At 67.2% G+C, this 26,861-nt stretch carries 21 protein-coding genes and 1 pseudogene; 8 read left to right on the plus strand and 14 right to left on the minus strand.

Annotated features, from left to right (window positions below):
• Positions 1–3 precede the first annotated feature (3 nt).
• The 4 genes from AAFL97_RS03730 to nosZ all read right to left on the minus strand — a co-directional run bounded on the left by AAFL97_RS03730 (position 4) and on the right by nosZ (position 4,576).
• On the minus strand, positions 4–942 hold the full coding sequence (locus tag AAFL97_RS03730) for a hypothetical protein (protein ID WP_341643767.1): 939 nt from the start codon (positions 940–942) through the stop codon (positions 4–6).
• Between the two features lie 144 nt (positions 943–1,086).
• On the minus strand, positions 1,087–1,800 hold the full coding sequence (locus tag AAFL97_RS03735; RefSeq protein ID WP_341643768.1) for a c-type cytochrome: 714 nt from the start codon (positions 1,798–1,800) through the stop codon (positions 1,087–1,089).
• A gap of 89 nt (positions 1,801–1,889) precedes the next feature.
• The gene (locus tag AAFL97_RS03740; RefSeq protein WP_263462255.1) at positions 1,890–2,198 is read right to left on the minus strand and encodes a c-type cytochrome; all 309 of its coding nucleotides are present in this window, start codon (positions 2,196–2,198) and stop codon (positions 1,890–1,892) included.
• A gap of 89 nt (positions 2,199–2,287) precedes the next feature.
• Complete coding sequence (gene nosZ, locus AAFL97_RS03745) at positions 2,288–4,576, minus strand: Sec-dependent nitrous-oxide reductase (protein ID WP_341643769.1); 2,289 nt, start codon at positions 4,574–4,576, stop codon at positions 2,288–2,290.
• 403 nt (positions 4,577–4,979) lie between these two features.
• Between nosZ and AAFL97_RS03750 the strand changes: the two genes are divergently transcribed.
• Positions 4,980–5,591, plus strand: a complete 612-nt coding sequence (locus AAFL97_RS03750) for a 3'-5' exonuclease (RefSeq protein ID WP_341643770.1) — start codon at positions 4,980–4,982, stop codon at positions 5,589–5,591.
• A gap of 135 nt (positions 5,592–5,726) precedes the next feature.
• Here the strand turns inward: AAFL97_RS03750 and AAFL97_RS03755 are convergent, their stop codons facing one another.
• Together AAFL97_RS03755 and AAFL97_RS03760 are read right to left on the minus strand one after the other, a co-directional pair.
• The gene (locus AAFL97_RS03755; RefSeq protein WP_341643771.1) at positions 5,727–6,116 is read right to left on the minus strand and encodes a COG4315 family predicted lipoprotein; all 390 of its coding nucleotides are present in this window, start codon (positions 6,114–6,116) and stop codon (positions 5,727–5,729) included.
• 151 nt (positions 6,117–6,267) lie between these two features.
• The gene (locus AAFL97_RS03760; RefSeq protein ID WP_341643772.1) at positions 6,268–7,173 is read right to left on the minus strand and encodes a LysR family transcriptional regulator; all 906 of its coding nucleotides are present in this window, start codon (positions 7,171–7,173) and stop codon (positions 6,268–6,270) included.
• Between the two features lie 107 nt (positions 7,174–7,280).
• On the opposite strand from AAFL97_RS03760, the gene AAFL97_RS03765 reads away from it, so the two are divergent.
• A complete protein-coding gene (locus tag AAFL97_RS03765; RefSeq protein WP_341643773.1) occupies positions 7,281–8,447 on the plus strand; it encodes a mandelate racemase/muconate lactonizing enzyme family protein in 1,167 nt (388 codons plus the stop codon).
• 235 nt (positions 8,448–8,682) lie between these two features.
• Positions 8,683–10,185: a citrate lyase subunit alpha gene (gene citF / locus AAFL97_RS03770; RefSeq protein ID WP_341643774.1), complete on the plus strand. Its 1,503-nt coding sequence runs from the start codon at positions 8,683–8,685 to the stop codon at positions 10,183–10,185.
• Here citF and AAFL97_RS03775 read toward each other — a convergent pair.
• A complete protein-coding gene (locus tag AAFL97_RS03775) occupies positions 10,166–11,767 on the minus strand; it encodes a diguanylate cyclase domain-containing protein (RefSeq protein ID WP_341643775.1) in 1,602 nt (533 codons plus the stop codon). The two genes, citF and AAFL97_RS03775, sit on opposite strands and share 20 nt — an antisense overlap.
• 107 nt (positions 11,768–11,874) lie before the next feature.
• Positions 11,875–12,426 carry a TetR/AcrR family transcriptional regulator gene (locus AAFL97_RS03780; RefSeq protein WP_341643776.1) on the minus strand — a complete coding sequence of 184 codons (552 nt, stop codon included), beginning with the start codon at positions 12,424–12,426 and terminating at the stop codon, positions 11,875–11,877.
• 225 nt (positions 12,427–12,651) lie between these two features.
• Between AAFL97_RS03780 and AAFL97_RS03785 the strand changes: the two genes are divergently transcribed.
• Complete coding sequence (locus AAFL97_RS03785) at positions 12,652–13,806, plus strand: efflux RND transporter periplasmic adaptor subunit (RefSeq protein ID WP_341643777.1); 1,155 nt, start codon at positions 12,652–12,654, stop codon at positions 13,804–13,806.
• Between the two features lie 23 nt (positions 13,807–13,829).
• Entirely contained in the window at positions 13,830–16,997 is a 3,168-nt protein-coding gene (locus AAFL97_RS03790) for an efflux RND transporter permease subunit (RefSeq protein ID WP_341643778.1), read from the plus strand.
• A 63-nt stretch (positions 16,998–17,060) separates the two neighbouring features.
• On the opposite strand, the gene dmpG is transcribed toward AAFL97_RS03790, so the two are convergent.
• The 5 genes from dmpG to AAFL97_RS03815 all read right to left on the minus strand — a co-directional run bounded on the left by dmpG (position 17,061) and on the right by AAFL97_RS03815 (position 21,748).
• Complete coding sequence (gene dmpG / locus AAFL97_RS03795) at positions 17,061–18,095, minus strand: 4-hydroxy-2-oxovalerate aldolase (protein ID WP_341643779.1); 1,035 nt, start codon at positions 18,093–18,095, stop codon at positions 17,061–17,063.
• A 26-nt stretch (positions 18,096–18,121) separates the two neighbouring features.
• Complete coding sequence (locus AAFL97_RS03800; RefSeq protein ID WP_341643780.1) at positions 18,122–19,060, minus strand: acetaldehyde dehydrogenase (acetylating); 939 nt, start codon at positions 19,058–19,060, stop codon at positions 18,122–18,124.
• Between the two features lie 92 nt (positions 19,061–19,152).
• Positions 19,153–19,941, minus strand: a complete 789-nt coding sequence (locus AAFL97_RS03805; RefSeq protein ID WP_341643781.1) for a fumarylacetoacetate hydrolase family protein — start codon at positions 19,939–19,941, stop codon at positions 19,153–19,155.
• A gap of 11 nt (positions 19,942–19,952) precedes the next feature.
• The gene (locus AAFL97_RS03810; RefSeq protein WP_341643782.1) at positions 19,953–20,726 is read right to left on the minus strand and encodes a glucose 1-dehydrogenase; all 774 of its coding nucleotides are present in this window, start codon (positions 20,724–20,726) and stop codon (positions 19,953–19,955) included.
• 44 nt (positions 20,727–20,770) lie between these two features.
• Entirely contained in the window at positions 20,771–21,748 is a 978-nt protein-coding gene (locus tag AAFL97_RS03815) for a flavin reductase family protein (protein WP_341643783.1), read from the minus strand.
• A gap of 283 nt (positions 21,749–22,031) precedes the next feature.
• On the opposite strand from AAFL97_RS03815, the pseudogene AAFL97_RS03820 reads away from it, so the two are divergent.
• Both AAFL97_RS03820 and AAFL97_RS03825 read left to right on the plus strand, forming a co-directional pair.
• A pseudogene (locus tag AAFL97_RS03820) lies at positions 22,032–22,658 on the plus strand (aldehyde dehydrogenase family protein); the annotation flags it as partial.
• Positions 22,659–22,723: 65 nt separating this feature from the next.
• Positions 22,724–23,383, plus strand: coding sequence for an aldehyde dehydrogenase family protein (locus AAFL97_RS03825; RefSeq protein WP_341643784.1), 660 nt, complete (start codon positions 22,724–22,726; stop codon positions 23,381–23,383).
• A 75-nt stretch (positions 23,384–23,458) separates the two neighbouring features.
• Here AAFL97_RS03825 and AAFL97_RS03830 read toward each other — a convergent pair whose 3' ends face one another.
• Positions 23,459–24,940, minus strand: coding sequence for an FAD-dependent oxidoreductase (locus AAFL97_RS03830; RefSeq protein WP_341643785.1), 1,482 nt, complete (start codon positions 24,938–24,940; stop codon positions 23,459–23,461).
• Positions 24,941–25,132: 192 nt separating this feature from the next.
• On the opposite strand from AAFL97_RS03830, the gene AAFL97_RS03835 reads away from it, so the two are divergent.
• Entirely contained in the window at positions 25,133–26,842 is a 1,710-nt protein-coding gene (locus tag AAFL97_RS03835) for an FAD-binding protein (protein ID WP_341643786.1), read from the plus strand.
• Positions 26,843–26,861: the final 19 nt, after the last annotated feature.

A 26,861-nucleotide genomic window follows, 5' to 3' on the forward strand; every position in this document is an offset into this window, starting at 1 on the left:
GCTTCATCCTTGCCGGGCGCTGGCCAGGGCCTGTTCTTCACGCAATTGTTTGCGGCGCAGGAGCATGGCGAGCATCAGGCAGACGAACACCAGCATCAGCAAGCCGTAGCCCCAGTGCGGGTACGAGAAGGTGGAAAACTGTGCCACCTTGCCTTCGCCGAACACGGTGGGCATGAAGGGCTTCACCGTGAAAGCGCCCCACGGATGCAGGTTGTGGCCGAAGAACCACAGCCAGGCGGAATATTCGATCAGGTAGAAGAGCGGCAGCAGGCCGGGGACCAGCGCGAGCAGCAGCTCGAAGGAGCGGAATCTGAGCACGCCGAGGATCACCACGAGCATGGCGGCGATCATGCCGAAGATCGCGATCTTCGAGATCAGCTCCACGTTCCCACCCCAGGCGGCGATGCGTTCGGGGTCGTTGAAGAAAGTCGCGGACTCGTCCATGTAGTGCTGCACGTGGGCGGCGAGCCTGCCCATCGCGAACTGGTCGATCAGCATCCAGGCGGCCAGTGCACCGAAACCCACGCCCATGATGCCCAGGCGGAGCCTGCGGTCGCGCACGGCGAAGCTGAGCAGCATCACGGCGAAGAAGGCGATGAAGAACTTGGACAGCTTGGTCTCGACCGGACCGCCGGTGGCGATCGGGTACATGCCGACGTAGTGGTTGATCGTGTTCATCTCGTGAACGCAGTCGAGCGCGGTCGCCTTGCCGCTCAAGGTGGTCTGCTCGGCCAGAATCGGGTTGTAGCGGCCGGTGCCTTCGCCCATGTCCTCGGCCATGGTCTCTTCGGCGAGGCGCGAAGTCTTGGGCGGCGTGGAGCAGCCGTTCTTGACGCCGTCGAAGTGGAAGTGGATGCGGATGCCGTCCGGGAAGGCGTCTTCAGGATAGTTCGGGGCCGTCAGCGAGACCCACCAGATGGGCGCGAAGTAGGCGGCGACCATCGCCACCAGCGCCACCAGCGTGAGGCCGGCGATCAGGCCGTTCCTTTTTGGCTTGCAGACATTTCGAACTCCGGTCGCGAGGGGTTGGCGGCACCGGGGCGTGCATGGCACGTGCGCCCCGGTGCGAAAGGGCAGGCCAAGGGACTACTTCCGTGCGCTGCACATCGAGCCGGGCATCTTCAGGCTCGCCTGGTAGGCCGAGATCGCCACCAACTGGTCGTCGGTATAGGGCTTGATCACCTTGACCATGTCGGGGTTGGCGTTGCGGCGGTGGCCGTCGCGGATCTCGGTCATCTGGCGCAGCAGGTACTTGTAGTGCTGGCCGGCGATCACCGGGTAGAACTTGGCCTTGTCGCCCTCGCCGTTGGCGCCGTGGCATTCCCGGCACTGCTTCTCGTACAGATCCTTGCCCTTGGCGACCTGGATCGCGGCGTCGGCGCCCTCGTACTTGCCGTGGTCGGTCGGGATGCACAGGCTCTCGATGTAGGCGGAGACGTCGGCAAGCTCCTGCGGGTCGATCAGGGTCGCGGCGAACGGATACATGGTCGGGTTGTCGCGCAGGCCGGCGCGGATGTCGGCCATCTGCTTGATCAGCACGGTGGTGTGCTGGCCGGCGAGCTGCGGGAAGGTGCCGTCGGGCCGTCCGGCGCCGGACGGCAGGTGACAGGCGCCGCAGACTTCATAAGCCTCTTCGCCGCGGGTGACGTCGCCCTCGAGCTGCAGCGCCTCGATCTTCTCGCCTTCCTGGGCGTTCCAGACGTAGCCTGCGCCCTCGATGCCGGTCGCCTTCGGCGCCGGGGGGCCGGCGAAGGCGAGGCTGGCGGAGAGCAGGGCGGTGAGCAGAACAGTGATCTTCATGGTTCGGGTCCTCTATCGGTGCGGTGCGGAGGGTTCGGGGAGGCCATGGTTGCCGCATGCGTGGCCACCGGGGGCGGTGGATGGCTGGCTCATTTCAGGCTTTCCAGCCAGGCGGCGATGGCCTTGATCTCTTCGTCATTCACCAGGTGCATCACACCCTTCATCGCCGCCGACTGGCCGTTGGCGCGGGTGCCGCTCTTGATGTCCTTCATCTGCTGCTCGGCATAGGCGGCGTTCTGGCCGGCGAGCATCGGGTACGTGGGCAGCAGCGGCTTCCTGGCGTCGGCGCCGTGACAGGCGTTGCAGGTCTTTTCGGCGTAGAGCTTGGCGCCGTCGAGCGCGGCGAAAGCGGGGGCGGACACGGCGGCCGCCAGCAGCAGGGAAACGATCAGCTTCATGGATCCGTCATCCTTGGGAGAGAAGAAGGGTCGGGGAGGCGTGGCCGGCGGCCCGGCTCCCCGACCGGGGAGCTTGCGAGGGAGGCGTGCTACTTGGCGCCCTTCTGCTCGAGGAAGGTCTTGGCGCGCAGGCCGATGTCGGCGGCCTTGACCTGGTACTGCCACACCTGCTCGGCCCACAGGTTCGCCTGCTCCCAGTCCTGCCTGGCCGCGGCGGCCTCGTGCTTGGCCCGGGCTTCCTCGGTCTTGCCGAGCTGGTCGGTGGCGTCCTCCATCAGCGCGACGACTTCCGGATAGGCCTTGTAGTTGACCGAGGTGATGTAGCCGACGACCTGGTCGATGACCGCCTGGGTGTCCGCGACCTTCTTCAAGGTGTTCTTGTAGTCGGTCTCGGTGTAGTTGGCGGCGGCGAGCTGGGCGCCTTCCTCCGGCTTCCAGCCCTTCGGCTTCACCAGCAGGTAGCCCTGCATCTCGAGGTGCAGCGCGGAGCAGAACTCGGTGCAGTAGTACGGATACACGCCTTCCTTGTCCGCGGTGAACTTCACCGAAGCGGTCTTGCCGGGCTCGACCGAGGCATGCACGTTGTAGGTCGAGACGGTAAAGCCGTGGGTCTCGTCCTGGGCGCGCTCGAGATTGGTCAGATGGATCGTGACCTCGTCGCCCTTTTCGACCTCGATGGTCTCGGGCGTGATGTGCGAGCGGATCAGCGTGCCATACACCGTGACCTTGTTGCCCTCGCGGACGACCTTCTCTTCGCCGGCGCGGACCTTGCCCACGTGCTGCGAGTCGGTACGGGTGTTGGTGCCGACCTTGTAGCGGATCGCCGGCTTGAGCTTGCCGGCCTCGATGCCGACGACGTAGTGCGGCTCGCCGAGCGGCAGCGGCATGTCGTACAGCAGCTGCATCTTGTCGTTGCTGATGTCGATCAGCTGGTGGTTCTGCGGATGCAGCGGGCCCACCGGGTTGAAGCGGTCGATCGACAGCTTGTTGAGCGCCACCAGGTACTTGCCCTTCGGCTTGGTGGTGTCGCCTTCCATCGTCATCAGGTGGCCGATGTTGTAGTGGATGGCCAGCTTGTCCAGCAGCTTGCCTTCGCAGAAGTTCCACTTCGCGACCATCGAGTCCACATAGAGCGAGGTGTAGGCGACGCACTCCCTGGCATCGAACTGGGTGTGCAGCGGCCCGAGGCCGAGCTGGACCTGGGTGTGCAGCGCATCCTTCATGCCGATGACCGGGATGCCGTACGGATCCTTGGATTCGAAGCGTCCGCTCTTGATCGCATCCATGATCTTGTCGAAGGAATAGACCGAGACGTGGGTGTCGAGCTTGCCGGAGACGACGATGAACTTGCCGTTCGGCGTCACATCGACGCCGTGCGGACTCTTCGGCTCGGGAATCAGGAACAGGATGCCTTCCGCGATCGCCGTTTCCATCCCGATCACGCGATGGCCGTTGATGAGCTGGATCTTGCCGTCGTCCCGGGCGATTTCGGCTGCACGCTTCCAGTTGATCACGTGCATGTAGTCGGTGTCTTTCGCCGAGCAGCCGGCCTCATAGGGCGGGCGCCCCTTCTCGATGCCGCCCACGTAGCGTTCGGTACAGAAGCTGTTGGTGAAGGACCAGCCGTCGGAAAGCAGTTTGCCCGCGTCGGAAAGGTCCTGCGAATAGGGCGGGAGTTCGAGCGAGAATGATTCCTCGGGCTTGATCTTGCCGTGCTCGCGATCGAATTTCCAATAGGTGATGGCGCCGCGGTATTTTTCGTTGAATTGCTCGAGCGGATGGAATTTCTGGTTCTCGAGCGGCGCGGCGTATTGCGAGGCCTCGATGATGTATTCGGTGTTCGGCGTGACGAAGGCGCCGCCATGCTCCGATTTCATGATCGGATTGACGACGATCTGCTTGGTCTCGAAGTCGCGCAGGTCGAGAACCGCAATACGCGGGTTCGATTTGTCGTTGATGAAAAGGAACTGGCCGTCGTATTCGCCGTTGGTTTCGGAGATCGCGGGGTGGTGGGTATCGCCCCAGGTGATGTCCTTGCCGTCGATGCGTCCCTGGGCCAGCACCGCCTTGGATTCCTCGTCGTAGCCGTAGCCTTGCCAGGGCTCCGGCGTGAATACGCCGATGTATTTCAGGATGCGCATCGAAGGCACGCCGTAGACGAGAACCTGGCCGGATTGCCCGCCCGAGCTGAAGGCGAGGAATTCGTCGCGCCCGCCGCTCGGCGTATAGGTCTTGGCCGCCGCGAGCAGATCCTGCTGGGTCAGGTTGCGGCGCTTCATCACGTCCTGCAGCGATTCGGCCGCGAAGGACGTGCCTGCGCCCAGGCCGAGGCCGGACGCAATGAGCAGGGCCATGGTCTTTACTGCCAGTGTTTTCATTTTGGATATCTCCTGATGAGTGACTGCATTCCAGCCTTCGGGAAAAACGCTGATTTCCGAACCACAGCCCATGTGTGCCGGATCGTGGAAGCGGGTGAATCGGAGAGATTGATTCGTGGAGCCGGATCCGCCGGAATTTTTCGGATTGGAAAATGACTTCGATTGAGCACGCTTCGTGCCAATGCCGGAAAAGGGCATTGCGCCGGGTATTTCCGCGGCGGCAGGGGAAATGCGGCGCTGTCTCGGCTGCCGTAAATGGCAGTCCTGCTGTTGGGGTGGCAGATGGCTGTCAGCGCCAGCCGGACAGGGGCCGAACCGGCTCCATGAAGCCGCCATCGGCATGGCTCGATGTGCCGGACTCGGCTACAGTCCCGACCCTGACGAATCAGCAGGTGTACCGAGCATGGAAGTGGTGGCGGTGATCGACTTCGAGACCACGGGGCTGTCGCCCGCGCAGGGCGACCGGGCGACCGAGGTCGCCGCGGTGATCGTGGAAGATGGCCGGGTGGTGGATCGATACCAGAGCCTGATGAACGCCGGCGTGCGCATCCCGGCCTTCATCGAGGCGCTGACCGGGATTTCCAATGCGATGGTCCGCAACGCGCCGCCGGCCGAAGAGGTCATGCGGGAAGTGTCCGATTTCGTCGGCGACATGCCCGTCGTCGCCCACAACGCGGCCTTCGACGCCAAGTTCTGGGATGCTGAGCTCGCCCGCATCCGGCGCGTGCGCCGGCAGGACTTCGTCTGTTCGTTGCTGCTGTCCCGCCGCCTGCTGCCGCTGGCACCCAGCCACAAGCTCGGTGCGCTGGTCGAATATGCGAAGCTGCCGGTCGCCGGCCGCTACCACCGCGCGCTGGCCGATGCCGAGATGGCGGCCAGCCTGCTGCTGCGGCTGGAAGAGGAACTGCGCCTGTGCCATCGGGTGCCGCAGGTATCGGTCGAGCTGCTGCGGCGAATCCAGCGCGTGCCCAAGGCGCAGTTGCAGAAATGCCTGGCGGCGTTCACCCGGGCCTGAGGATGCCGGCAGAAGCCGTTTCGCCGTGTGGGTACCGGCCGGGGCAGGCGCAGGGCGGCGCCCGGCCCCATGCCTGGTACCTCCTCGCGCCGGCGGTGGTGTGGCCGCTGATCAGGGCTTCAGCACGGCCGGGCTTCAGGGTTGCGCGACGCGCCAGACGCCGTTGAGGCCGTCGCCCGTCTTGTCTCCCGGCTTCTGGTCCTTGCTCCAGAAATACAGCGGCTTGCCCTTGTAGGCCCATTGCTTCCCGCCATCGTCGCGCATCACGACGCTGTAGTCGGCTCCGGCCGTTTCGCCCTCCATCACCAGCAGCGGCGGCCAGTTGGTGGCGCAGGGGCCATTGCATGCGCTCTTGCCGCTGCCCTCGGCGTCCCTGTCGAAGGTGTAGAGCGTCATGCCGTTGCTGCCGGTGAGCATGCCGTCGCTCACCTGCGCCGGTTCGGCGGCCTGGACGGTGTAGCTGACGCAGGCGGCCAGCAGGGTGGCGGAAAGAATCCGGCGGATGGATGTTCTGGAGGCTTCCATGTCGTTCTCCTTGGCGAGGTGTCGGGGGACCTCACCTGCATCTTAGTAAACGATTCGGCTCACCACATTGCTTCCGCAACTCGAAGGTCCATTCCGGGGAGCTGCCGCCAGGATTTGCTGGGCGCCGCTGCCCGATGTCGGCCCGAACCGGCTAGGCCTGTTCGTTCGCAAGCTGTTCGACCAGGAAGCTGATGAACGTCCTGACCCGGGCGGGCAGGTTCTTCTTGCTCGGGTAATAGGCGTACAGGTCCGCACTCGGCAGCGCGAACTCGGGAAGAATGCGCCGCAGCCGGCCGCTTTCAAGGTACTTGGTCACGTCCCATTCCGAGCGGATGACGATGCCCCGGCCATCCAGCGCCCAGCCCTGGACGATGTCCCCGTCGTTGCTGGACAGGACCCCCCGGACCTTGACGGCTTCCGTGCGCCCATCGACCAGGAAGCGCCATACGCCGTATGCATCGTTGTTCTGCCGATGGACGATGCAGCGGTGCCGGGTCAGGTCTTCCAGCTTCTTCGGTGTGCCATGCCTTTCCAGGTAGGCGGGCGAGGCGCAGATGAAGCGCCGGTTCGACATGATCCGGCGGGCGTTGATCCTGTTGTCCGGCAGTTCGCCAAAGCGGACTGCCAGGTCGAAACCTTTGTCGATCAGATCGACGGGGCGATCGGTGACCTCCAGCTGCACCTCGACATCGGGATAGCGGGCCGTGAAGATCGAGACGAGCGGCGCGATGACGCTGCGGCCGAAGCCCAGCGGTGCGTTGACGCGCAGGAGCCCGCGCGGCGCGGCACCGTTGCCGGAGACGATCTCGTCCAGTTCCCGCAGTTCGTCGATCAGGCGGACCGCATGCTGGAGATAGACCTCTCCCTCGGGCGTCAGGCTGATCCTGCGCGTGCTGCGATTCAGCAATCGGGCACCGATGCGCTTCTCCATCGCCGCCAGGCGCATCGTCGCCGCCGGCGGTGTGATGTCGAGTGCCCGCGCTGCGGCCGACAGACTGCCCAGCCTGTTCAGGAGCACGAAGAATTCGAGTTCGGAGAAGCTTGCAGCTTTAATCAAATCTTAATAATGATCTTAGATTGGGCTGAAACAACATCAAGAAACTTAAAACTATTCTAGTGCCACGGAAGCTGAACTGCCAGCCTCCGGACTTCAAGGAGACGCACATGAGAATAGTGGAAATTCGCGAGAAGACCGTACCGATCAGTTCCCCGATCCGTAATGCCTATATCGACTTCAGCAAGATGACGCTCAGCCTCGTCGCCGTCGTCACCGACGTCATCCGCGATGGCAGGCCAGTCATCGGCTATGGCTTCAACTCCAACGGCCGCTATGGCCAGGGCACGCTGATGCGCGAGCGTTTCATCCCTCGCATCCTGGAGGCCGATCCGGCAAGCCTGGTCGATGCCAGCGGCAGCAACCTGGACCCGCACAAGATCTGGAACTGCATGTTCACCAATGAAAAGCCGGGCGGCCACGGCGAGCGCTCGGTTGCGATCGGCACGATCGACATGGCGATCTGGGACGCGGTGGCCAAGATCGAAGGCAAGCCGCTGTTCCAGTTGCTGGCCGACCGCTATGGCGACGGCACGGTGAACCGCAGGATTTTCGTGTATGCGGCCGGCGGCTATTACTACCCCGGCCAGGATCACGGCAAGCTGAAGGACGAGATGCGCAGCTACATCGATCGCGGCTACACCGTGGTCAAGAAGAAGATCGGCGGTGCATCGCTGGATGAGGACCTTCGCCGGATCGATTCGATTCTGAGCGTGCTGCAGGATGGCCAGAAACTCGCGGTCGATGCCAACGGCCGCTTCGATCTGGATACCGCCATCCAGTACGCCAAGGCATTGTCCCGATACGACCTGTTCTGGTACGAGGAGCCGGGTGACCCGCTGGACTTCGAGCTGCAGGCCGCGCTGAGGAACTACTACGACAAGCCGATGGCGACTGGCGAAGACCTGTTCTCGATGCAGGATGCGCGCAACCTCATCCGCTATGGCGGCATGCGTCCCGACCGCGACTGGCTGCAGTTCGACTGCGCCTTGAGCTACGGGCTGGTCGAGTATCTGCGCACGCTGGACATGCTGAAGCAGCATGGCTGGTCCGCCAGCCGCTGCATTCCGCACGGCGGCCATCAGATGTCCCTCAACGTCGCGGCCGGCCTCGGCCTGGGCGGCAACGAGTCCTACCCGGACCTGTTCCAGCCCTACGGCGGATTCCCCGATGGCGTGAGGGTGGAGAACGGCTACGTCACGCTGCCGGAACTGCCGGGAATCGGCTTCGAGGGCAAGTCGGACCTGATCTGCGAGATGCGCAAGCTCGCGGAATGAGCGCCTGATCCATGCCATCGCCGCAAGGCGGCAGCGTGAGCCTCGCCGCCGCTACCGGGGCTTCTTCCATGCCAAGGCTTTTTCCATTGTGGCTGGGAGGGGCCCTGGCCGGCCTTCGGATTTCGTGAAGGCCGGGTTAATCAATCAACGATACCTCCTCTCCGGGCGCCTTCGATACGATGCGCCCTTGCGGCGCCTCGATGCGCCGGCCGATCGAATGGATGAGGAGACGAACATGATCAACGCCGTCGGACGGGACATTCCCGCGCAACTGCCCGGCCGCGCGCCTTTTGCCGGCGTGGGCGGGAAGGCCGGCCGCGCCTCCGGGCAGCAGAAGCTGCTGGCGTCGATCGGCGACGCGCTGGATGCCTGCGGGCTGGCCGATGGTGGCACGGTGTCGTTCCACCACCATCTGCGCAATGGCGACCACCTGTTGAACCTCGTGCTTGCCGAGATCGCGCGGCGCGGGCTGCGCGACATCCATGTGGCGGCCAGTTCGCTGTTTCCGGTACATGCGCCGCTGGTCGAACACATCCGTTCGGGCGTCGTCGGCCGGATCAGTGCGACCTACATTTCCGGCGCCGTCGGCGAGGCCGTCGCACGCGGCGAACTGGCCGAGCCGGTGCGCATGCTGACCCACGGCGGGCGGGCGCGGGCGATCATGGCGGGAGAACTGCCGATCGACGTCGCCTTCGTCGCCGCGCCCACGGCCGACTGCTGCGGCAACATCAACGGCACCGATGGACGCTCGGCCTGCGGCACGCTGGGTTATGCGCTGGTCGATGTCAGGCATGCGCGGCATGTGGTCGCCGTCACCGACCACCTCGTGCCCCACCCCGCCAGCCCGGCCCAGATCACCCAGGACTTCGTCGACTACGTGGTCGAGGTCGACTCCATCGGCGACGCGGCCGGCATCGTCTCCGGGACCACGCGGGCGACCTCGGACCCGATCGGGCTGGAGATCGCGCGTACCGCTGCGCAGGTGATCGAGGCGTCCGGGCTGCTGAAGGACGGCCTGTCGTTCCAGACCGGTGCCGGCGGCATTTCGCTGGCCGTCGCCGCCGCGCTGCGCGAGCTGATGGCCGCGCGCGGGATCGCCGGCAGCTTCGCCTCCGGCGGCATCACCTCCTACCTCGTCGGGATGCTCGAACAAGGCCTGTTCCGGACCCTGCTGGACGTGCAGTGCTTCGATCTCGCCGCGGTCGATTCCTTCCGCCGCAACGCCGCCCACATGGAGATGTCGGCCTCGCTGTATGCCAATCCGGCGACCCGCGGCCCGGTCGTCGACCAGCTCGACGTGGTGATCCTGGGCGCGGCCGAGATCGACACGGATTTCAACGTGAATGTCACCACCGGCACCAACGGCGTGATCCTCGGCGGCTCGGGCGGCCATGCCGACACCGCCGCGGGGGCGAAGCTGGCGATCGTCACCACCAAGCTCAATGCCGGCGGCTTCGCCAAGGTGGTGGATCGCGTCGGCGTGGTCACCACGCCCGGCGAGACGATCGATGTGCTGGTCACCGAGGCAGGGGTCGCGGTGAATCCGCTGCGCACCGAGCTCGCGCAGCGGCTGCGGGCCGCCGGCCTGCCGGTGGTGCCGGTCGAGGCGCTGCGCGACATCGCCGCCGGGCAGGCGACGAAGCCGCCGGCCGAGCTCTCGTCCCGCGGACGTGTCGTCGCCTTCGTGGAATACCGCGACGGCACCGTGATCGACGTCGTCAGGGCGATCCAGGACTGATCTCGCCGGCGTTTTCCTGCCGGCCGGCGGGCGAAGGGCCGCCCTGATCGGCAAAGCGGATCTGTCCGCGCCCGGCCTGCTTGGCGAGATACATCGCCGTATCCGCCTGGTCGAGCAGTTCGTCGACGGATGCGTCCGGATCGTTCGAAACGTGGATGCCGACGCTGCCCGAGCAGCGATGGATCAGGTCCGGACCGTCGCCGGCGTTGCCGACGAGCCGGTAAGGGGTGTTCAGTGCCTGCAGGATCTTCCGTCCGATCTCGCAGGCGTGCGCCCGCGCAAGGCCGGGGTCGGCGTGCAGCGACTGGAGCAGGACGACGAACTCGTCGCCGCCGAGGCGGGCCACCGTGTCGCTGTCGCGGACCTGCAGGCGCAGGCGCCGGGCCACTTCGGTCAGCAACTGGTCGCCGGCATGGTGCCCGTGCTGGTCGTTGAGACTCTTGAACCTGTCCAGATCGATGAACAGCAGGCCGACGTGCTGGCCGCTGCCGCGGTTCAGCGCGATGGCCTGCTGCAGGCGCTCGAGTAGCAGGCGGCGGTTGGGCAGGGTGGTCAGCTCGTCGTGGAAGGCCAGTTGGCGGACGTGCTCTTCCATCAGCTTGCGCTTGTGGATCTGGCTGAGAAAGGCGAGGGTGGCGGGCCGGCCGTGCCACTGGATCGGCATGCCGCTGACGCGGAACCAGAGCGGGCCGGCATGGCCGGTCACGAGGCGGATGTCGAAAGCCTCCCGGTCCGTGGAGGCGTACTGGTGGGCGACATAGCGGGCCAGCGCCAGCGGACGGTCGTCCGGGTAGACGAGATCGATGAACTCGACGCCGAGCAGATCCTCGACCGAATTGCCCAGCAGTTCGGCCAGCCGTTGATTGGCGAAGCTGCAGCGGCCTTCGTTCAGAATGCAGATGCCTTCGTGCGCCGACTCGATCAGGCGGCGGTACTGCCGCTCGCTGGTCAGCAGCTCCTCGTGGGTGCGCTCCTGCGCCATCAGGATCACCCCCGCGGCGATCATCAGCATCGCCAGCAGGGAGCCGAAGAAGACCAGGCTGTAGGCCAGGCTCTGGCTGAACAGGCTATCGGGCACATGGCCGTTCAGCACATGGACGATGCGCGTGCACATGCCGACCAGCGCCGCAGCGAGACCCAGCATGATCACGTACTGCCCGTGCCCGATCGTCGTCCGCCGCTGCTCCAGCAGCGGCACCAGCAGGATCGCGAGCTGCACGACGACGAGCGAGCCGCCGAGGATCAGGCGCTGTTCCATGTCGTCGATGAACCAGGCGAAGCAGGCGACCGTCAGCGCCACCGGGAGCCAGAGCCGCAGGCGGGGCGCGGAGCGCTTCTGGAAACGGTAGATGCCCTCGCCCAGCAAGGCCATCGTCAGCGCGAGACCGGTGTTGCCGCCCACGATCGACAATGCGTCGCTGATCTGGCCGCGCAGCCCCAGCAGCGTATAGCCCAGGCCGTACATCGCCATCGCGCCCGCCCAGATGTACAGCTCCCGGTAACGGCGGGCGGCGAAGGCCAGCGTCAGGCTCACGACTGTGCCCAGCGCAATGTTCAGAAGAATGAGAGTGGGGACGTGCATGAATATCGCGGACGGCCATGGTGTGAACGGTGTCGGGCTGGCCCTGGGGCGATGCCCGAGTGAGCGATCCAGGCGGATATTATGCTTGCAGGATGGTGGGTGCGCTGCTACCGCGTTGCCGTGCCCTGCAGGAACGCGCGTTCGAGCAGGCCGGGCAGGCCCGCGCGGGCGACGCGGCCGCGGCGTTCCGCGTCCACCAGCCCGATCACCATCGACACCCAGATCTCGGTCAGCGCGGGCGCGGGGATGTCGATGCGGAACAGGCCTTCCTGCTGGCCGCGCAGGAAGAAGGCATCGAGGGAGGCATCCCAGCCTTCCTCGATACAGGGGTCTCTCAGCGCGTCCTTCCAGTAATACATCAGGAAGGCGGTCAGCTCCCGGTGCTCCAGGTGGCTGGCGGTCAATTGCCTGAGGGCGTCCGGCACCGCCGCCGTGTCCAGGTTCGCGTCTCTGATGGCGTCGCTGAAGACCTGGGTGCAGTGCTGCATCAGGCGCTCGATGAGCTGCTCGCGGGTGCGGCAGAAGCGGTACAGCGTGGCCTTGCTGATGCCGATGGCGCGGGCGAGTTCCTGCAGCGAGGCCCTGGGCTGGTCGACGAGGGCGAGGGCCAGCGCGGCCAGCAGTTTCCGGTCTTCGGCATCGGCGGCAGGAGTTGTCATGCCAGGTTCTGGGCTTCCATGTCAGGGGTTCGGATGCGAAGGTGAATCACATCCGACTCACCTTCGCCAATCATCGGCCTCATTGTCGCATGAGCTGGATTCAAACGTAAAATTGATCATGGAAATATCTTTTGAATCAAAATTGATTCATCGGGTGTTTTGTGGAATCATGCAGCGCTTGTGCATTCCGATCCTGCAGAGAGACCGATGACGAAGAGCCCGAAAATGTGGCCGCCATCCCTGTTCGTGCTTGCCGCGGCGGCGCTGATCGCCGGCTGCGACGGCGGCCAGGGCGCGCCCGGACCGCAGGCCGAAGCCTTGCCGACGGTCGAGACGATCACGGTCGAACGCGGGCCGCTGGCCTTGTCGAGCGAACTGCCGGGGCGTGTCGAGCCGGTCCGCGTCGCCGAAGTGCGGGCGCGGGTCGCCGGCATCGTGCTGAGCCGCGAGTTTACCGAAGGTGCCGACGTCGAGGCCGGCCAGGTGCTGTTCCAGATCGACCCGGCGCCGTTCAAGGCGGCGCTGTCGCGCGCGCAGGGCGCACTGGCCAAGGCCGAAGCGAACCTGTTCGATGCCCGGGCGGTGCTGAAGCGCCATGAAGAACTGGTCAGGATCGAAGCGGTCAGCCGCCAGGACTACGACGCGGCCCAGGCGCGGCTGAAGAGCGCGCAGGCCGAGCGCCAGGCGGCGCTGGCCGAGCTCGAGACGGCGAAGCTCGACCTCGGCTATGCGACGGTGAAGGCGCCGATCTCGGGCCGCATCGGCCGCGCGCTGGTGACCGAAGGCGCACTCGTCGGCCAGGGCGAAGCCACGCCGCTGGCGATGATCCAGCAGATCGATCCGGTCTATGTCGATTTCAAGCAGCCGGTGGCCGAAGTGCAGGCCTTGCGCGCCGAACTGGCCGCGGGACGGCTGGCGCAGGACGAGGGCAAGGGCGCGCGGATTTCGGTCAGCGTCGAGGGCACGGGCGAGCAGCGCGACGGGCACCTGCTGTTCTCCGACATCACCGTGGACCGCGGCACCGGCCAGATTTCCCTGCGCGGCCGCTTCGACAATGCCGACGGGCTGCTGCTGCCCGGCATGTACGTGCGCGTGCATGCGCCGCAGGGCGTCGACCCGCAGGCGGTGCTGGTGCCGCAGCGCGCGGTGGTGCGCGGCACCGACGGCAGCCCGCAGGTGCTGGTGGTCGATGAGCAAGACACCGTGCAGGCACGGCAAGTGCGCACCGGTGCGATGCACGGCGCCGCCTGGCACATCACCGACGGCCTGCAGGCCGGCGACCGGGTCGTCGTCGGCGGCCGCGCCAAGGCCGGCGACAAGGTCGCCGTCGCGCCGGCGGCGTCGCCCGCCGCGGCTGCCCCCGCCGCTGCGGGCGGCTGAGACCGGACGACAGGGACAGGAACATGCCGAAGTTTTTCATCGACCGCCCCAACTTCGCCTGGGTGGTCGCGATCTTCATCTCGCTCGCCGGCCTGCTGGCGATTCCCTTGCTGCCGGTCGCCCAGTACCCGGTGGTGGCACCGCCGCAGATCTCGATCTGGGCGACCTATCCCGGCGCCTCGGCCGGCACCGTGGTCGATTCGGTGACCAGCGTCATCGAGGAAGAGCTCAACGGCGCCAAGGGGCTGCTGTACTACGAGTCGTCCAGCAGTTCCGCCGGCACCGCCGAGATCGTCGTCACCTTCGCGCCGGGCACCGACCCGGACCTGGCGCAGGTGGACGTGCAGAACCGCCTGAAGAAGGCCGAGGCGCGCCTGCCCGGCGTCGTCACCCAGCTCGGCCTGCAGGTGGACCAGGCCAGCGCCGGCTTCCTGCTGATCTATGCGCTCACCTACAAGGGCGACGAGGGGAACCATGGAGGCAAGGACGTCGTCGGCCTGTCCGAGTTTGCCGTGCGCAACATCAACAACGAGATCCGCCGCGTGCCCGGCGTCGGCAAGGTGCAGTACTTCGGCGCCGAGGCGGCGATGCGGGTGTGGGTCGATCCGCAGAAGCTGGTCGGCTACGGGCTGTCGGTGGCCGACGTCAATGCCGCGATCGCGGCGCAGAACGCGCAGGTACCGGCCGGCAGCTTCGGCAGCCGCCCCGGCAGCGCCGAGCAGGAGCTGAGCGCCACGATCGTGGTCAAGGGCATGCTCGCGACGCCGGAGGAATTCGGCCGCATCGTGCTGCGCGCCAATCCCGACGGCTCGAAAGTGACGCTCGCCGACGTCGCCCGGCTGGAACTCGGCCGCCAGGACTACAACTTCGACTCGCGCATGAACGGCAAGCTGTCGGTGGCCGGCGCGGTGCAACTGTCGCCGGGCGCCAACGCGGTGCAGACCGCGGCGGCGGTCAAGGCGCGGCTGGCGGAACTGTCGGTGTCCTTCCCGGACGACATCGAATACGCCGTGCCCTACGACACCTCGCGCTTCGTGGACGTCGCCATCGACAAGGTGATCCAGACCCTGGTCGAAGCCATGGTACTGGTCTTCCTGGTGATGTTCCTGTTCCTGCAGAACTTCCGCTACACGCTGATCCCGACCATCGTGGTGCCGGTGTGCCTGTTGGGCACGCTGGCGGTGATGTATGCGCTGGGCTTCTCGGTCAACATGATGACCATGTTCGGCATGGTGCTGGCCATCGGCATCCTGGTGGACGACGCCATCGTCGTGGTCGAGAACGTCGAGCGCATCATGGCCGAGGAGGGGCTGGCGCCGCGCGAGGCGACGATCAAGGCGATGCAGCAGGTCGCCGGCGCCATCGTCGGCATCACCCTGGTGCTGGCGGCGGTGTTCATGCCGCTGGCCTTCATGAGCGGCTCGGTCGGCGTGATCTACCAGCAGTTCTCGCTGTCGCTGGCAGTGTCCATCCTGTTCTCCGGCTTCCTCGCGCTGAGCCTGACGCCGGCGCTGTGCGCGACGCTGCTGAAGCCGATTCCGCAAGGCCATCACGACGAGAAGAGCGGCTTCTTCGGCTGGTTCAACCGCCGTTTCGCCGAGCTGACCGAGCGCTACGAATGGCTCAACGCGCGCCTGTTGCGGCGCAGCGGGCGCTACATGCTGGTTTATGCGGCCATCGTCGCAGTGCTGGGCTTCTTCTACCTGCGCCTGCCCGAATCCTTCGTGCCGGTCGAGGACCAGGGCTATTTCATCGTCGACGTGCAACTGCCGCCGGGCGCCACCTATCCGCGCGCAGAAGCGGTGGTCAAGGAACTGGAGGAGTATCTGCATGGCCGGAACAGCATGGATTCGACCACGATGCTGCTCGGCTTCAGCTTCTCCGGCACCGGCCAGAACGCCGGCCTGGGCTTCCCGACGCTGACCGACTGGTCCGAGCGCGGCCGCGGGCAGTCGGCTTCGGACGAGGTCGCGGCATTCAACGCCCGCTTCGCCGGCCTCGGCGATGCCGCGGTGATGGCGGTCGATCCGCCGCCGATCGAAGGCCTGGGCAATGCCGGCGGCTTCGCCCTGCGCCTGCAGGACCGCGGCGGCCTCGGCCGCGAGGCGCTGATCGCCGCGCGCAACGAGCTGCTGTACAAGGCCAACACCTCGCCGCTCTTCGCCTACGCGATGATGGAAGGCCTGGAAGACGCGCCCCAGCTTCGGCTGGACATCGACCGTGCCAAGGCCGAGGCCCTGGGCGTCAGCTTCGCCGACATCAACACCGCCATCGCCAGCGCCTACGGTTCGGCCCTGGTCAGCGACTTCGCCAACGCCGGCCGGCAGCAGCGGGTGGTGGTGCAGGCCGACGTCGACGAGCGCATGACGCCGGAGCAGATCCTGGCGCTGCACGTGCCCAATGCGCGCGGCGAGCAGGTGCCGCTGTCGGCCTTCACCACCACGGCCTGGGAAAGTGGCGCGGTGCAGATCTCGCGCTACAACGGCTATCCGGCCTTCAAGATCGGCGGCAACGCCGCGCCCGGCCACAGCACCGGCGAGGCGATGGCCGAGATCGAACGGATCATCGGCGAACTGCCCGAAGGCATCGGCTACGAATGGACCGGGCTGTCCTACCAGGAAAAGTTCGCCGGCGCGCAGGCACCGATGCTGTTCGCGCTGTCCTTCCTGGTGGTGTTCCTGCTGCTGGTGGCGCTGTACGAAAGCTGGTCGATTCCGGCCTCGGTGATGCTGATCGTGCCGGTCGGCGCGCTCGGCGCGGTGCTGGCCGTGACCCTGCTGGGCATGCCCAACGACGTCTATTTCAAGGTCGGCCTGATCACCATCATCGGCCTGTCGGCGAAGAACGCGATCCTGATCGTCGAATTCGCCAAGAGCCTGCGTGAACAGGGGCGTCCGCTGGTCGAGGCCGCGATCGAGGCGGCGCGGCTGCGCTTCCGCCCGATCGTGATGACCTCGCTGGCCTTCATCCTCGGCGTGGTGCCGCTGGCCATCGCCACCGGCGCCGGCGCCGCCAGCCAGCGCGCGATCGGCATCGGCGTGATCGGCGGCATGCTGACCGCGACCTCGCTCGGCGTCATCCTGGTGCCGATCTTCTTCGTCTGGGTGCTGTCGCGCTTCTCGCGCCGCAAGCAGGCCGGGCAGGGCGCCGACGCACCGATGCGGCCGGCGGCCGATGGCGCGGCGGAATGAGCGGACGCGGCATCCCGCCAACCGTGGGCTGGCGGGATGCCGTGATGGAGTCTCGGGCGGCGTTCAGGCGGATGCCAGTTGGCGTGCCCGCGCCAGGTTGAGGGCGGTATCCTCGATCATGTCCTCCTGCCCGCCGACCATGCCGCGCCGTCCCATCTCGACCAGGATCTCGCGCGCCGGCACGCCGTACTTCTTCTCGGCACGCTTGGCGAACAGCAGGAAGGAGCCATAGACGCCGGCATAACCCAGCGTCAGCGCATCGCGGTCGATGCGGATCGGGAAGTCCATGATCGGCACCACCAGGTCTTCGGCCACGTCCTGGATCCTGAACACGTCCACGCCGGTCTCGATCCCCATCAGGTCGCATACCGCGATGAACACTTCCATCGGCGTGTTGCCCGCCCCCGCACCCAGCCCGGCCGCGGCCGCATCGATGCGGGTGGCGCCCACTTCGAGCGCCGCCAGGCTGTTGGCCACGCCCATCGCCAGGTTGTGGTGGCCGTGGAAACCGAGTTCGGTCTCGGGCTTCAGCGCCTCGCGCACCGCGCTCAGTCGTGCCTTGACCGTCTCGGGCAGCAGGTGCCCGGCCGAGTCGGTGACGTAGATGCAGTTGGCGCCGTAGCTTTCCATCAGCTTGGCTTGCTTCACCAGCCCTTCGGGGCTGTTCATGTGCGCCATCATCAGGAAGCCGACGGTGTCCAGGCCGAGCTTTCTCGCCATGCCGATATGCTGTTCCGAGACGTCCGCCTCGGTGCAGTGGGTGGCGACGCGGATCGTGGCGACACCCAGCTCGTGGGCCATCTTCAGGTGATCGACGGTACCGATGCCCGGCAGCAGCAGCGCCGAGACCCGGGCCTGCTTCATCAGCGGGATCACCGCGCCGAGGTATTCCTCGTCGCTGTGCGCCGGGAAGCCGTAGTTGACCGAGCTGCCGCCCAGGCCGTCGCCGTGGGTGACTTCGATCAGCGGCACGCCCGCTGCGTCCAGCCCGGTGGCGATGGCCTTCATCTGTTCGAGCGTCATCAGGTGGCGCTTGGGGTGCATGCCGTCGCGCAGCGTCATGTCGTGCACGGTGACTTTCTTGCCGCGAAGTTCCATGTTGATCTCCTTCATCGGGCGGCCGTTCAGGCCACCATCGTTGCGCGGTTCGATTCGAGTTTCAGGCGCCCGGCGAGGATCTCCTCGGCGAACATCTCGGCGGTGCGGGCACCGGCCGCGGTCATGATGTCCAGGTTGCCGGCGTACCGGGGCAGGTAGTCGCCCAGGCCTTCGACTTCGAGGAAGACCGACACGCGGTTGCCGCTGGGTGTTGTCTCAAACACCGGGCCATTGACCAGGCGGTAGCCGGGCACGTATTGCTGCACTTCGGCGATCATGGCGTGGATCGAGGCGGTGATCGCGGCCTGGTCGGGTTCGGTCTCGGTCAGGCAGTGCACGGTGTCGCGCATGATCAGCGGTGGTTCGGCCGGGTTCAGGATGATGATGGCCTTGCCCTGCTTCGCGCCGCCCACCTTCTCGACTGCGCCGGCGGTGGTGCGGGTGAATTCGTCGATGTTCTTCCTCGTGCCGGGGCCGGCGGATTTCGATGACACGGTGGCGACGATCTCGCCGTAGGCCACGGGCTGCACGCGCGACACTGCGGCGACCATCGGGATCGTCGCCTGGCCGCCGCAGGTGACCATGTTGACGTTCATTTCGCCTTTGCCGACGTGCTCGGCCAGGTTGACCGGCGGCACGCAGAAGGGGCCGATCGCCGCCGGGGTGAGGTCGATCATCAGCACGCCCAGCTCGTTGAGCTTGCGGCTGTTCTCGGCATGGACGTAGGCCGAGGTGGCATCGAAGGCGATCTGCACGCCGTCGGCCAGCACATGCGGCAGCAGGCCGTCGACGCCGTCCGACGTGGTCTTGAGGCCCAGTTCGCGGGCCCGCGCCAGGCCTTCGGAGCTGGCGTCGATGCCCACCATCCACACCGGTTCCAGCACCGGGCTGCGCTTGAGTTTGTACAGCAGATCGGTGCCGATGTTGCCCGGGCCGATCAGCGCGCATTTGATCTTGTTGCTCATGAAATTCGTTCTCCGGAAGCACAGGATTGCAGGGCACGCAGCGGCGGAGGAGGGAGGGGAAGCTGCCGCCGCGCGCCTGCAAGCGGTCGAAATCAGCTGAACGCGACCGAGCAGCGGCCGAGCCCTTCGATTTCCATGTCGAAACGGTCGCCCGCGCGGGCGGGCACCAGCGGTGCCAGCGAGCCGGACAGGATCAGCTCGCCGGCGCGGAACGGAATGCCGAAGCGGCCCAGGGTGTTGGCCAGCCAGGCCACGGCCTCGGCCGGATGGCCCTGCACCGCCGAACCCAGGCCTTCGCCGGCCGGCTCGCCGTTGCGCGTCATGCGCATGCGCACCGCCGCCAGGTCCAGCCCGGCGGGGTCGGTGTGCTGCTCGCCGATCACGAACACGCCGCAGGAAGCGTTGTCGGCCACGGTGTCCTGGATGCGGATCTTCCAGTCGTGGATGCGCGAATCGACGATCTCGAAGCAGGGCGCGACCCAGGCGGTCGCGGCCAGCACGTCGTCGCGGCTCACGCCGGGGCCTTGCAGGTCGGACTTCAGCATGAAGGCGATCTCGCCTTCGGCGCGCGGCTGGATCAGCCCGGTGGCGGCGAGCGGAATCGTCGCGCCGTCGGCGTGCTGCATCGCGTCGGTCAGGAAGCCGAAGTCGGGCTGATGCACGTTCAGCATGTCCTGCACCGGCTTGCTGGTGACGCCGATCTTCTTGCCGACGACTTTCTCGCCGTCGGCTTCGCGGCGGACCAGCATGTGCAGCGAGATCCGGTAGGCGTCGTCGATGCCGATGTCCGGATGACGCTCGGTCAGCGGTACCAGCGTGCGGCGCTGGCGCAGTGCGTCGTAGAGTTCGTCACCGAGGCGGCGGATCAGGGTGTCGTCCATGTCCGCCTCCGTCAGCCCGGCCATACGCTGGATTCGGCGCCGCCATCGACTTCGATGATCTTGCCGGTGACCCAGGCGGCGGCCGGCGAGGCGAGATAGAGCGCGGCGGCGGCGATGTCCTCGACTTCGCCGAGGCGTTGCAGCGGCGTGTTGCGGATCATGCCCTCGCGCATGTTGGCCGGCAGCGCGCGATCCAGCGCGGCGGTCATGATCGGCCCCGGCGCGATCGCATTGATACGCACCTCGGGGGCGAAATCCTGCGCCAGCAGGCGGGTGAGCTGGCTCAGCGCGGCCTTGGCGGTGCCGTAGGCGCTGAAGTGCGGCTGGGCGTAGCGGGCGGCGCCCGAGGTGATGTTGAGCACGTTGCCGCCGCCGGCCGCGCGCATGTGCGGTACGCACAGGCGGGTGAGTTCGTAGGCCGAGGTGACGTTGAAGCGGAACACATGCTCGAACTTGTCGGCGGACATCTTCAGCGGGTCGTTGGGCCCGGAGCCGCCGGCGTTGTTCACCAGGTGGGTGATGCGGCCGAAGGCCGCCACCGCGGCGTCGACCAGCTTCGCCAGTTGCGCCAGGTCGGTGACGTCGCACTGCACCGCCAGCGCGCGGCGGCCGAGGGCGCGGATTTCTGCCGCGACGGCCTCGACGTCGGCCAGCGTGCGCGCGGCACAGACTACGTCGGCGCCGGCTTCGGCATAGGCCAGGGCGATCGCGCGGCCGATGCCGCGGCCGCCGCCGGTGACGATGGCGACCTGATTGTCCAGGCGAAAACGTTCGATGAGGGACATGGGCTTTCCTGTGTCGTGCTGCCGTTGGGAAGGAATGGCGGAGATCAGCGCGGCGACCAGAGATCGGGCATGCCCGGATCGCTGCTGGCGATCAGGCGCTTCAGCAGCAGCTTCAGCGCCATGGTGTCGCCGGTGCCGAGCCTGGCGGCGATGTCTTCCTCGACCGCCTTCGCCAGCGCGATCTGGCGCAGCGAGGCTTCGCGGCCGTCGGCGGTGAGCACGTAGCGGGCCTCTTCGCCGTCGTCCTCGAGCGCGACCAGGCGCTGTCCTTCCAGCGCGGCCATCGAATCGGCGGTCGCCAGCATGCCGGTATAGGCGATGAAGGCGTTCAGTTCGTCCAGCGTCAAACGGTCGCGGATCGACAGCACCGACAGGATGAAGAAGGAACGCTCGTCCAGCGCCTGGGTGTCGAGCAACTGCCGCAGCGCATGCAGCATCTGGTAATGCGCGCGGCCCAGCAGGTAGCCGAGCAGGTCTTCGGTGTAGCTGCATTCGGGCGGCGGCGTCGCGCCCAGGCGCACTTCCTCGCGCGGCCGGCGGGCGGCCAGCGCGTACTGGCCGCTCTGGAACACCAGCGGGGGACGGTCGCCATGGTCGTAGGCCAGCACTTCGCCGACGAAGATGATGTGGTCGCCACCGTCGTAGCTGAAGGCGGTGCGGCACTGGAAGCGCGCCGTGCAGTCCTGCAGCAGTGGCGCCTTGCCGATGCCCTCGTCCAGTTCGAGCCCGGCGAACTTGTCCTCGCCCTGGCGGGCGAAACGGCCGGACAAGGCTTCCTGGTCGGCGGCCAGCACATGCACGTTCCAGTGCGTGGTGGTGGAGAAGGCCTGCAGACTGCGCGCGTTCTTCGCCAGGCTCCACAGCACCAGCGGCGGGTTCAGCGATACCGAGTTGAAGCTGTTGGCGGTGATGCCGACCAGTTCGCCATCCTGGGCCCGGGTGGTGATGATGGTGACCCCGGTGGTGAAGGTGCCGAGCGCGGCGCGGAATGCCTGCGGGTCGAAGCCCTTGTGCGTCGTCATGTCGTGTCTCGAAGGGGCGGAAGGGGAGGTGGAGCCGAGTATGGAATCCGCCCTGGGCAGGGTCATCGTCCCAACGGACTACCGTTTCGCATGCCGTCCGCCGGTCCCGCTCGTCCGATCGGACTACGCGAACGGCGGGGCCGCGGGTTAAGGTCGCGGCCTGGCGTATGCGTACGCTTTCCCAACCGGAGCGATAACCGTGACGAAAGAAATCATCACCACCGCCGCGGGCCTCGCCGGCCTGCTCCAGCAACAGCGCCAGGCCTTTGCCGCCGCCGGCGCCGTGAGCGCCGCCGAGCGCAGGCGCCGCATCCAGACCGCGATCGACCTGCTGGTGAAGCACCACAAGCCGCTGGCCGAAGCGATGGATGCCGACTTCGGCGGCCGCCCCAAGGGCTATTCGCTGATGAACGATGTGCTCGGTTCGCTGACCTCGCTGAAGTACGCCCGCGACCATTTCGAGCCGTGGATGGCGAGCGAACCGCGCACGGCCTTTCCGCCCTACGACCAGCTCGGCGCCCAGGCCTGGGTGATGTACCAGCCCAAGGGCACGGTGGGCATCATCGGCACCTGGAACGCGCCGCTGTTCACGCTGTTCAGCCCGCTGGCGAGCGCGCTGGCCGCGGGCAACCGGGCGATCCTGAAGCCTTCCGAAGTCGTGCCGCGCACCGCCCAGGTGGTGGCCGAGGCCGTGGCCGAGCTGTTCGATCCGCTCGAGGTCGGCATCGTCACCGGCGGGCCGGAGATGGGCGAAGCCTTCACCGCCCAGCCTTTCGACCACATCGTGTTCACCGGCAGCACCCAGGTGGGCAGGGCGGTGATGCGCAACGCCGCGCAGAACCTGGTGCCGGTGACGCTGGAACTCGGCGGCAAGTCGCCGACCATCGTCGCCCGCAGCGCCGACCTCGCCACCGCGGCCTTCCGCATCGCCGTCGCCAAGGCCACCAATGCCGGACAGCTCTGCGTCAACCGGACGTGGTCTACGTCGCCCGCGAGCAGCTCGAGGATTTCATCGCCGCGCTCAAGCGCAACTTCGGCGAACTGTTTCCGAGCGTGGCGGGCAACGCGGACATGGTGGCGGTGGTCAACGCCCGCCATCTGGCGCGCGTCGAAACCTGTGTCGGCGACGCCGCCCGTGCAGGCGCCCGCGTCGAATGCGCGCCGGCACCGGCGGCAGCCGGCGGGGCAGACCGCCGCCGGCCATTGAGCATCGTCATCGACCCGCCGGCGGACAGCGCGATCATGCACGAGGAAATCTTCGGCCCGGCCGTCGTCGTCAAAGCCTACGACGCCATCGACGACGTGATCGCCGACATCAATACCCGGCCGCGGCCGCTGGCGCTGTACTACTTCGGCGAGGCCGAGGCCGAGCAGCAGAAGGTGCTGGAGCACACGCTGTCGGGCGGCGTGACGATCAACGAAGCGATGTTCCACGCGGCGATGGAGGACGCGCCTTTCGGCGGCATCGGCGATTCCGGCATGGGCCATTACCACGGCCGCGAAGGCTTCCTCGAATTCAGCCACGCGCGCACGGTGTTCAAGGCGCCGGCCTACGATCCGCGCCGCGAATGGGGGCTGCTGCCGCCGTATTCCGACCAGTTCCTGGCGATGATGGAGGCGCAGGTCACGCCCTGAGCGCTGCGCTGTCGAAGGCGACAATGCCGCGCCGCCCGGAGAGGGCGGACGCGGTATTTCCGTATGGGCGTCCGGTCAGCGCCGGGCGGCGGTCATGCCGGCCTGGCGGCCGAAGAAGGTCGAGTCGCCAAGCGACATGCCCGAGCTGTAGCCTTCGCCCCAGCGCGGCAGGCCGCAGGCGCAGCGGCCGGCGGCGTAGAGGCCGGCGATCGGCCTGCCGTCGGCGTCCAGCACTTCGCCGCTCGGACGGGTGTGCAGCCCGCCCATCGTGAAAGCATGCGCGTTCAGTTCGCCGGCGCAGTAGCTGAGCGCGGCGAAGGGCGCGGCGGTGAGCGGGCGCAGCCAGTCGGTCGCCTTGTGGAACAGCGGATCCCGTCCTTCGGCGGCGTTGCGGTTGAAGGTCTCCACGGTATGCATCAGCGCGCCCGCCGGCAGGCCGAGCTCCTGTTCGATCTCCTCCCAGCTTTCGCCCACGGCGGCGATCGGGATGTCCGGCTCGATCACCGGGCGGCCGAAAGTCTCGTTGTCCACCAGCAGCCAGGCCTTGCCTTCCGGCTGGCGCAGCACGTAATGGCCGACGCGGCCGTGGTAGGCATCCTCGTTGATGAAGCGCTCGCCGCGCGCGTTGACGAAGATGCCTTTCACCAGCGATTCGGGCGGGAAGAAGGGGATGGTGGCGAAGAACTGGTCCATGTGGATGGTCGCGCCGCCAACACTGATGCCCATGCGGATGCCCGAGCCGTCGTCGTTGCCGCCGGAGACGGGCTGGGTGCAGGCCAGCGCGCCCGGCGCGTAGCGCGCCACCATGTCGCGGTTCACGATGAAGCCGCCGGCGCACAGGATCACGCCCTTGTGCGCACGTACGTATTTTTCCTCGCCGTCGATGCGCACCACCACGCCGGCCACACTGCCGTTGCGGTCGACGATCAGGCTCAGCGCCCGGCTGTTGCAGTGGAGCGTGGCGCCGAGCGCCTCGGCGCGCGCACACAGCTTTTCCATCAGCACCTTGCCGCCGCCCCAGCCCTCGAACTGCGCGGTATGGCCGCGCGGCGCCGGCCTGGCCCTGGCGCTGAACGGCCAGGCGGCTTCGCTGCCCGACCACAGCAAGGTGTCGTCGGTCGTCGGCTCGATCCATTTGCCCGGCAGGTAGCTGCCCTTGAACGGCACGCCCTGCGCTTCCAGCCAGTCGAAATGCGCCGCCGCGCCTTCGGCGTACAGGCGTACGCGCCCGGTATCGGCGCCCGGGCCGCCGGCCATCATCAGGTAGGTGTAGAGATCCTCGGTGCTGTCCTCGAAGCCGTGCGCGCGCTGCACGCTGGTGCCGCCGCTGCCGCCGGCGTAGATCTCGCCGCCCGACAGCGCCGCGCTGCCGCCCGGCGCGGAGGCGACTTCGAACACCCGCACGCGGGCACCGGCAAGCCGTGCCTCGATCGCCGCGCAACTGCCGGCCGCGCCCATGCCGATCACGGCGACGTCGGTATCGATGTCCCAGCGCGGCACGTCCTCGATGCGGCAGGGGCGGGCGGGGCCGTGGGCCGGTGTCGTGTCCTGGGTCATGCCGAGTCTCCTTTGTCTGTGTCCGGCGTGCGTCGTTCCTGCGGCACGCGCTGTCCGCCCGATCATCGAGACCCCGGCATGTCGCCGCATCCTCCGATTGAACGATGGTTGCACCATAGTCCGCATTGACGATGAGCGCGGCCGGGACTGCCGCCAACATCGGCGACATTGCAACAGCAACTGGGGTGGAGCGTGAGCGAGCAGGATCGGTCTCGGACGGATTGGGATGTCATCGTCGTCGGCTCGGGTGCGGGCGCGATGACCTCGGCGGTCGTCGCCGCCGACAAGGGCTTGTCGGTGCTGGTGATCGAGAAGAGCGACAAGTTCGGCGGCACCTCGGCGATCTCCGGCGGCGGCATCTGGATCCCGAACAACCACCATTTCGCCGCCAAGGGCGGCCACGACAGCCAGGACGAGGCGCTGCGCTACATCCTCGCCGCCGGCGGCGGCAAGGCCGACGAAACCAAGGTGCGCGCCTATCTCGCCCAGGCGCCGGAGATGATCCGCTACCTCGAGATCAAATCCCGCGTGCGCTACGCGGTGGCGGAAAAATATCCCGACTACTACCAGCACCTGCCGGGCGCGCTGCCGGGCGGGCGCTCGCTCGACCCCGAGCTGTTCGACACCAGCGTGCTCGGCGACGAACTCCAGCATCTGCGCCGCCCTTCGCCGGCCACGCTGCTGATGGGGCGCATCTCGTGGACGGCGCGCGACGCCCACGTCGCGATGGCGCGCGAGCGCGGCTGGCGGCTGAAAGTGCTCGGCCTGATGCTGCGCTACAAGCTCGACTTCAAATGGCGCAAGAAGACCAAGTACGACCGCCGCGCTGCGCTCGGCAGCGCACTGGTGTGCTCGCTGCGCGCCTCGCTGATGGATCGCAAGGTGCCGCTGTGGCTGAAGACCGATTTCCGCGAGCTGGTGATCGAGGACGGCCGCGTCACCGGCGTGCGGGTCGAGCGCGACGGTTTGCCGATGACGCTCATCGCGCGCCGGGGCGTGATCCTCGGCGCCGGCGGCTTCGAGCAGAACCAGGCGCTGCGCGAAAAATACCTGCCGCAGCCGACCCAGGCGCGCTGGAGCGCGACGCCGCCCGGCAACAACACCGGCGCCGCGCTCGAAGCCGGCCTGGCGGCGGGCGCCGCCACCGACCTGCTCGACTGGGCATGGTGGGCGCCGACCATCGCCGTGACCGGCGAGGAGAAGCCGCGCGGCGTATTCGCCGAGCGCGCCTTTCCGGGCGCGATCGTGGTCAATGGCCTGGGCCGGCGCTTCTGCAACGAGGCCCAGGGCTATCTCGAATTCGGCGATGCCATGTACCGCGACAACGCCGCCACCGGCGGCAGGAACGTGCCGGCATGGTGCATCTTCGATGCCGGCTTCCGCTTCAACTACGCGATGGGGCCGCTGATGCCGGCGCAGATCATGCCCGACGGCCGGCTGCGCAAGGAGTGGCTGGGCACGGTGTACTGGAAGGCCGACACCCTCGACGCGCTGGCCCGCCAGATCGGCGTCGATCCCGCCGGCCTGGCCGACACCGTGGCGAAGATGAACGAGTACGCCCGCAGGGGCAAGGATGCCGAGTTCGGCCGCGGCGACAGCGTCTTCGACCGCTACTACGGCGACGTCAACGTCAAGCCCAACCCCTGCCTGGCGCCGATCGAGAAAGGCCCGTTCTACGCCATGCGCATGGATGCGGGCGACATCGGCACCAAGGGCGGGCTGCTGACCGACGCCCAGGCCCGCGTCGTGCGCGCCGACGGCTCGCCGATCGACGGGCTCTACGCGATCGGCAACACCTCGGCCTCGGTGATGGGCACGGCCTATCCGGGCGCCGGCGCCACGCTCGGCCCGGCAATGACTTTCGGCTACATCGCCGCCAATCACATCGCCGCGCAGGCGTGACGCTTCATCAGGAGACAGG

Source organism: Thauera sp. SDU_THAU2 (assembly GCF_038260575.1).
In the GTDB taxonomy this organism is placed as follows: Bacteria; Pseudomonadota; Gammaproteobacteria; order Burkholderiales; family Rhodocyclaceae; genus Thauera.

Excerpts from the sequence above, each read along its gene's own strand:
- AAFL97_RS03785 (WP_341643777.1), top strand. The coding sequence starts at position 12,652 with ATGTGGCCGCCATCCCTGTTCGTGCTTGCCGCGGCGGCGCTGATCGCC.
- AAFL97_RS03810 (WP_341643782.1), bottom strand. The coding sequence starts at position 20,726 with ATGTCCCTCATCGAACGTTTTCGCCTGGACAATCAGGTCGCCATCGTC.
- nosZ (WP_341643769.1), bottom strand. The coding sequence starts at position 4,576 with ATGAAAACACTGGCAGTAAAGACCATGGCCCTGCTCATTGCGTCCGGC.
- AAFL97_RS03755 (WP_341643771.1), bottom strand. The coding sequence starts at position 6,116 with ATGGAAGCCTCCAGAACATCCATCCGCCGGATTCTTTCCGCCACCCTG.
- AAFL97_RS03735 (WP_341643768.1), bottom strand. The coding sequence starts at position 1,800 with ATGAAGATCACTGTTCTGCTCACCGCCCTGCTCTCCGCCAGCCTCGCC.
- AAFL97_RS03730 (WP_341643767.1), bottom strand. The coding sequence starts at position 942 with ATGGTCGCCGCCTACTTCGCGCCCATCTGGTGGGTCTCGCTGACGGCC.
- dmpG (WP_341643779.1), bottom strand. The coding sequence starts at position 18,095 with ATGGAACTTCGCGGCAAGAAAGTCACCGTGCACGACATGACGCTGCGC.
- AAFL97_RS03800 (WP_341643780.1), bottom strand. The coding sequence starts at position 19,060 with ATGAGCAACAAGATCAAATGCGCGCTGATCGGCCCGGGCAACATCGGC.
- AAFL97_RS03775 (WP_341643775.1), bottom strand. The coding sequence starts at position 11,767 with ATGCACGTCCCCACTCTCATTCTTCTGAACATTGCGCTGGGCACAGTC.
- AAFL97_RS03830 (WP_341643785.1), bottom strand. The coding sequence starts at position 24,940 with ATGACCCAGGACACGACACCGGCCCACGGCCCCGCCCGCCCCTGCCGC.
- citF (WP_341643774.1), top strand. The coding sequence starts at position 8,683 with ATGATCAACGCCGTCGGACGGGACATTCCCGCGCAACTGCCCGGCCGC.
- AAFL97_RS03740 (WP_263462255.1), bottom strand. The coding sequence starts at position 2,198 with ATGAAGCTGATCGTTTCCCTGCTGCTGGCGGCCGCCGTGTCCGCCCCC.
- AAFL97_RS03750 (WP_341643770.1), top strand. The coding sequence starts at position 4,980 with ATGGAAGTGGTGGCGGTGATCGACTTCGAGACCACGGGGCTGTCGCCC.
- AAFL97_RS03790 (WP_341643778.1), top strand. The coding sequence starts at position 13,830 with ATGCCGAAGTTTTTCATCGACCGCCCCAACTTCGCCTGGGTGGTCGCG.
- AAFL97_RS03765 (WP_341643773.1), top strand. The coding sequence starts at position 7,281 with ATGAGAATAGTGGAAATTCGCGAGAAGACCGTACCGATCAGTTCCCCG.
- AAFL97_RS03815 (WP_341643783.1), bottom strand. The coding sequence starts at position 21,748 with ATGACGACGCACAAGGGCTTCGACCCGCAGGCATTCCGCGCCGCGCTC.
- AAFL97_RS03805 (WP_341643781.1), bottom strand. The coding sequence starts at position 19,941 with ATGGACGACACCCTGATCCGCCGCCTCGGTGACGAACTCTACGACGCA.
- AAFL97_RS03780 (WP_341643776.1), bottom strand. The coding sequence starts at position 12,426 with ATGACAACTCCTGCCGCCGATGCCGAAGACCGGAAACTGCTGGCCGCG.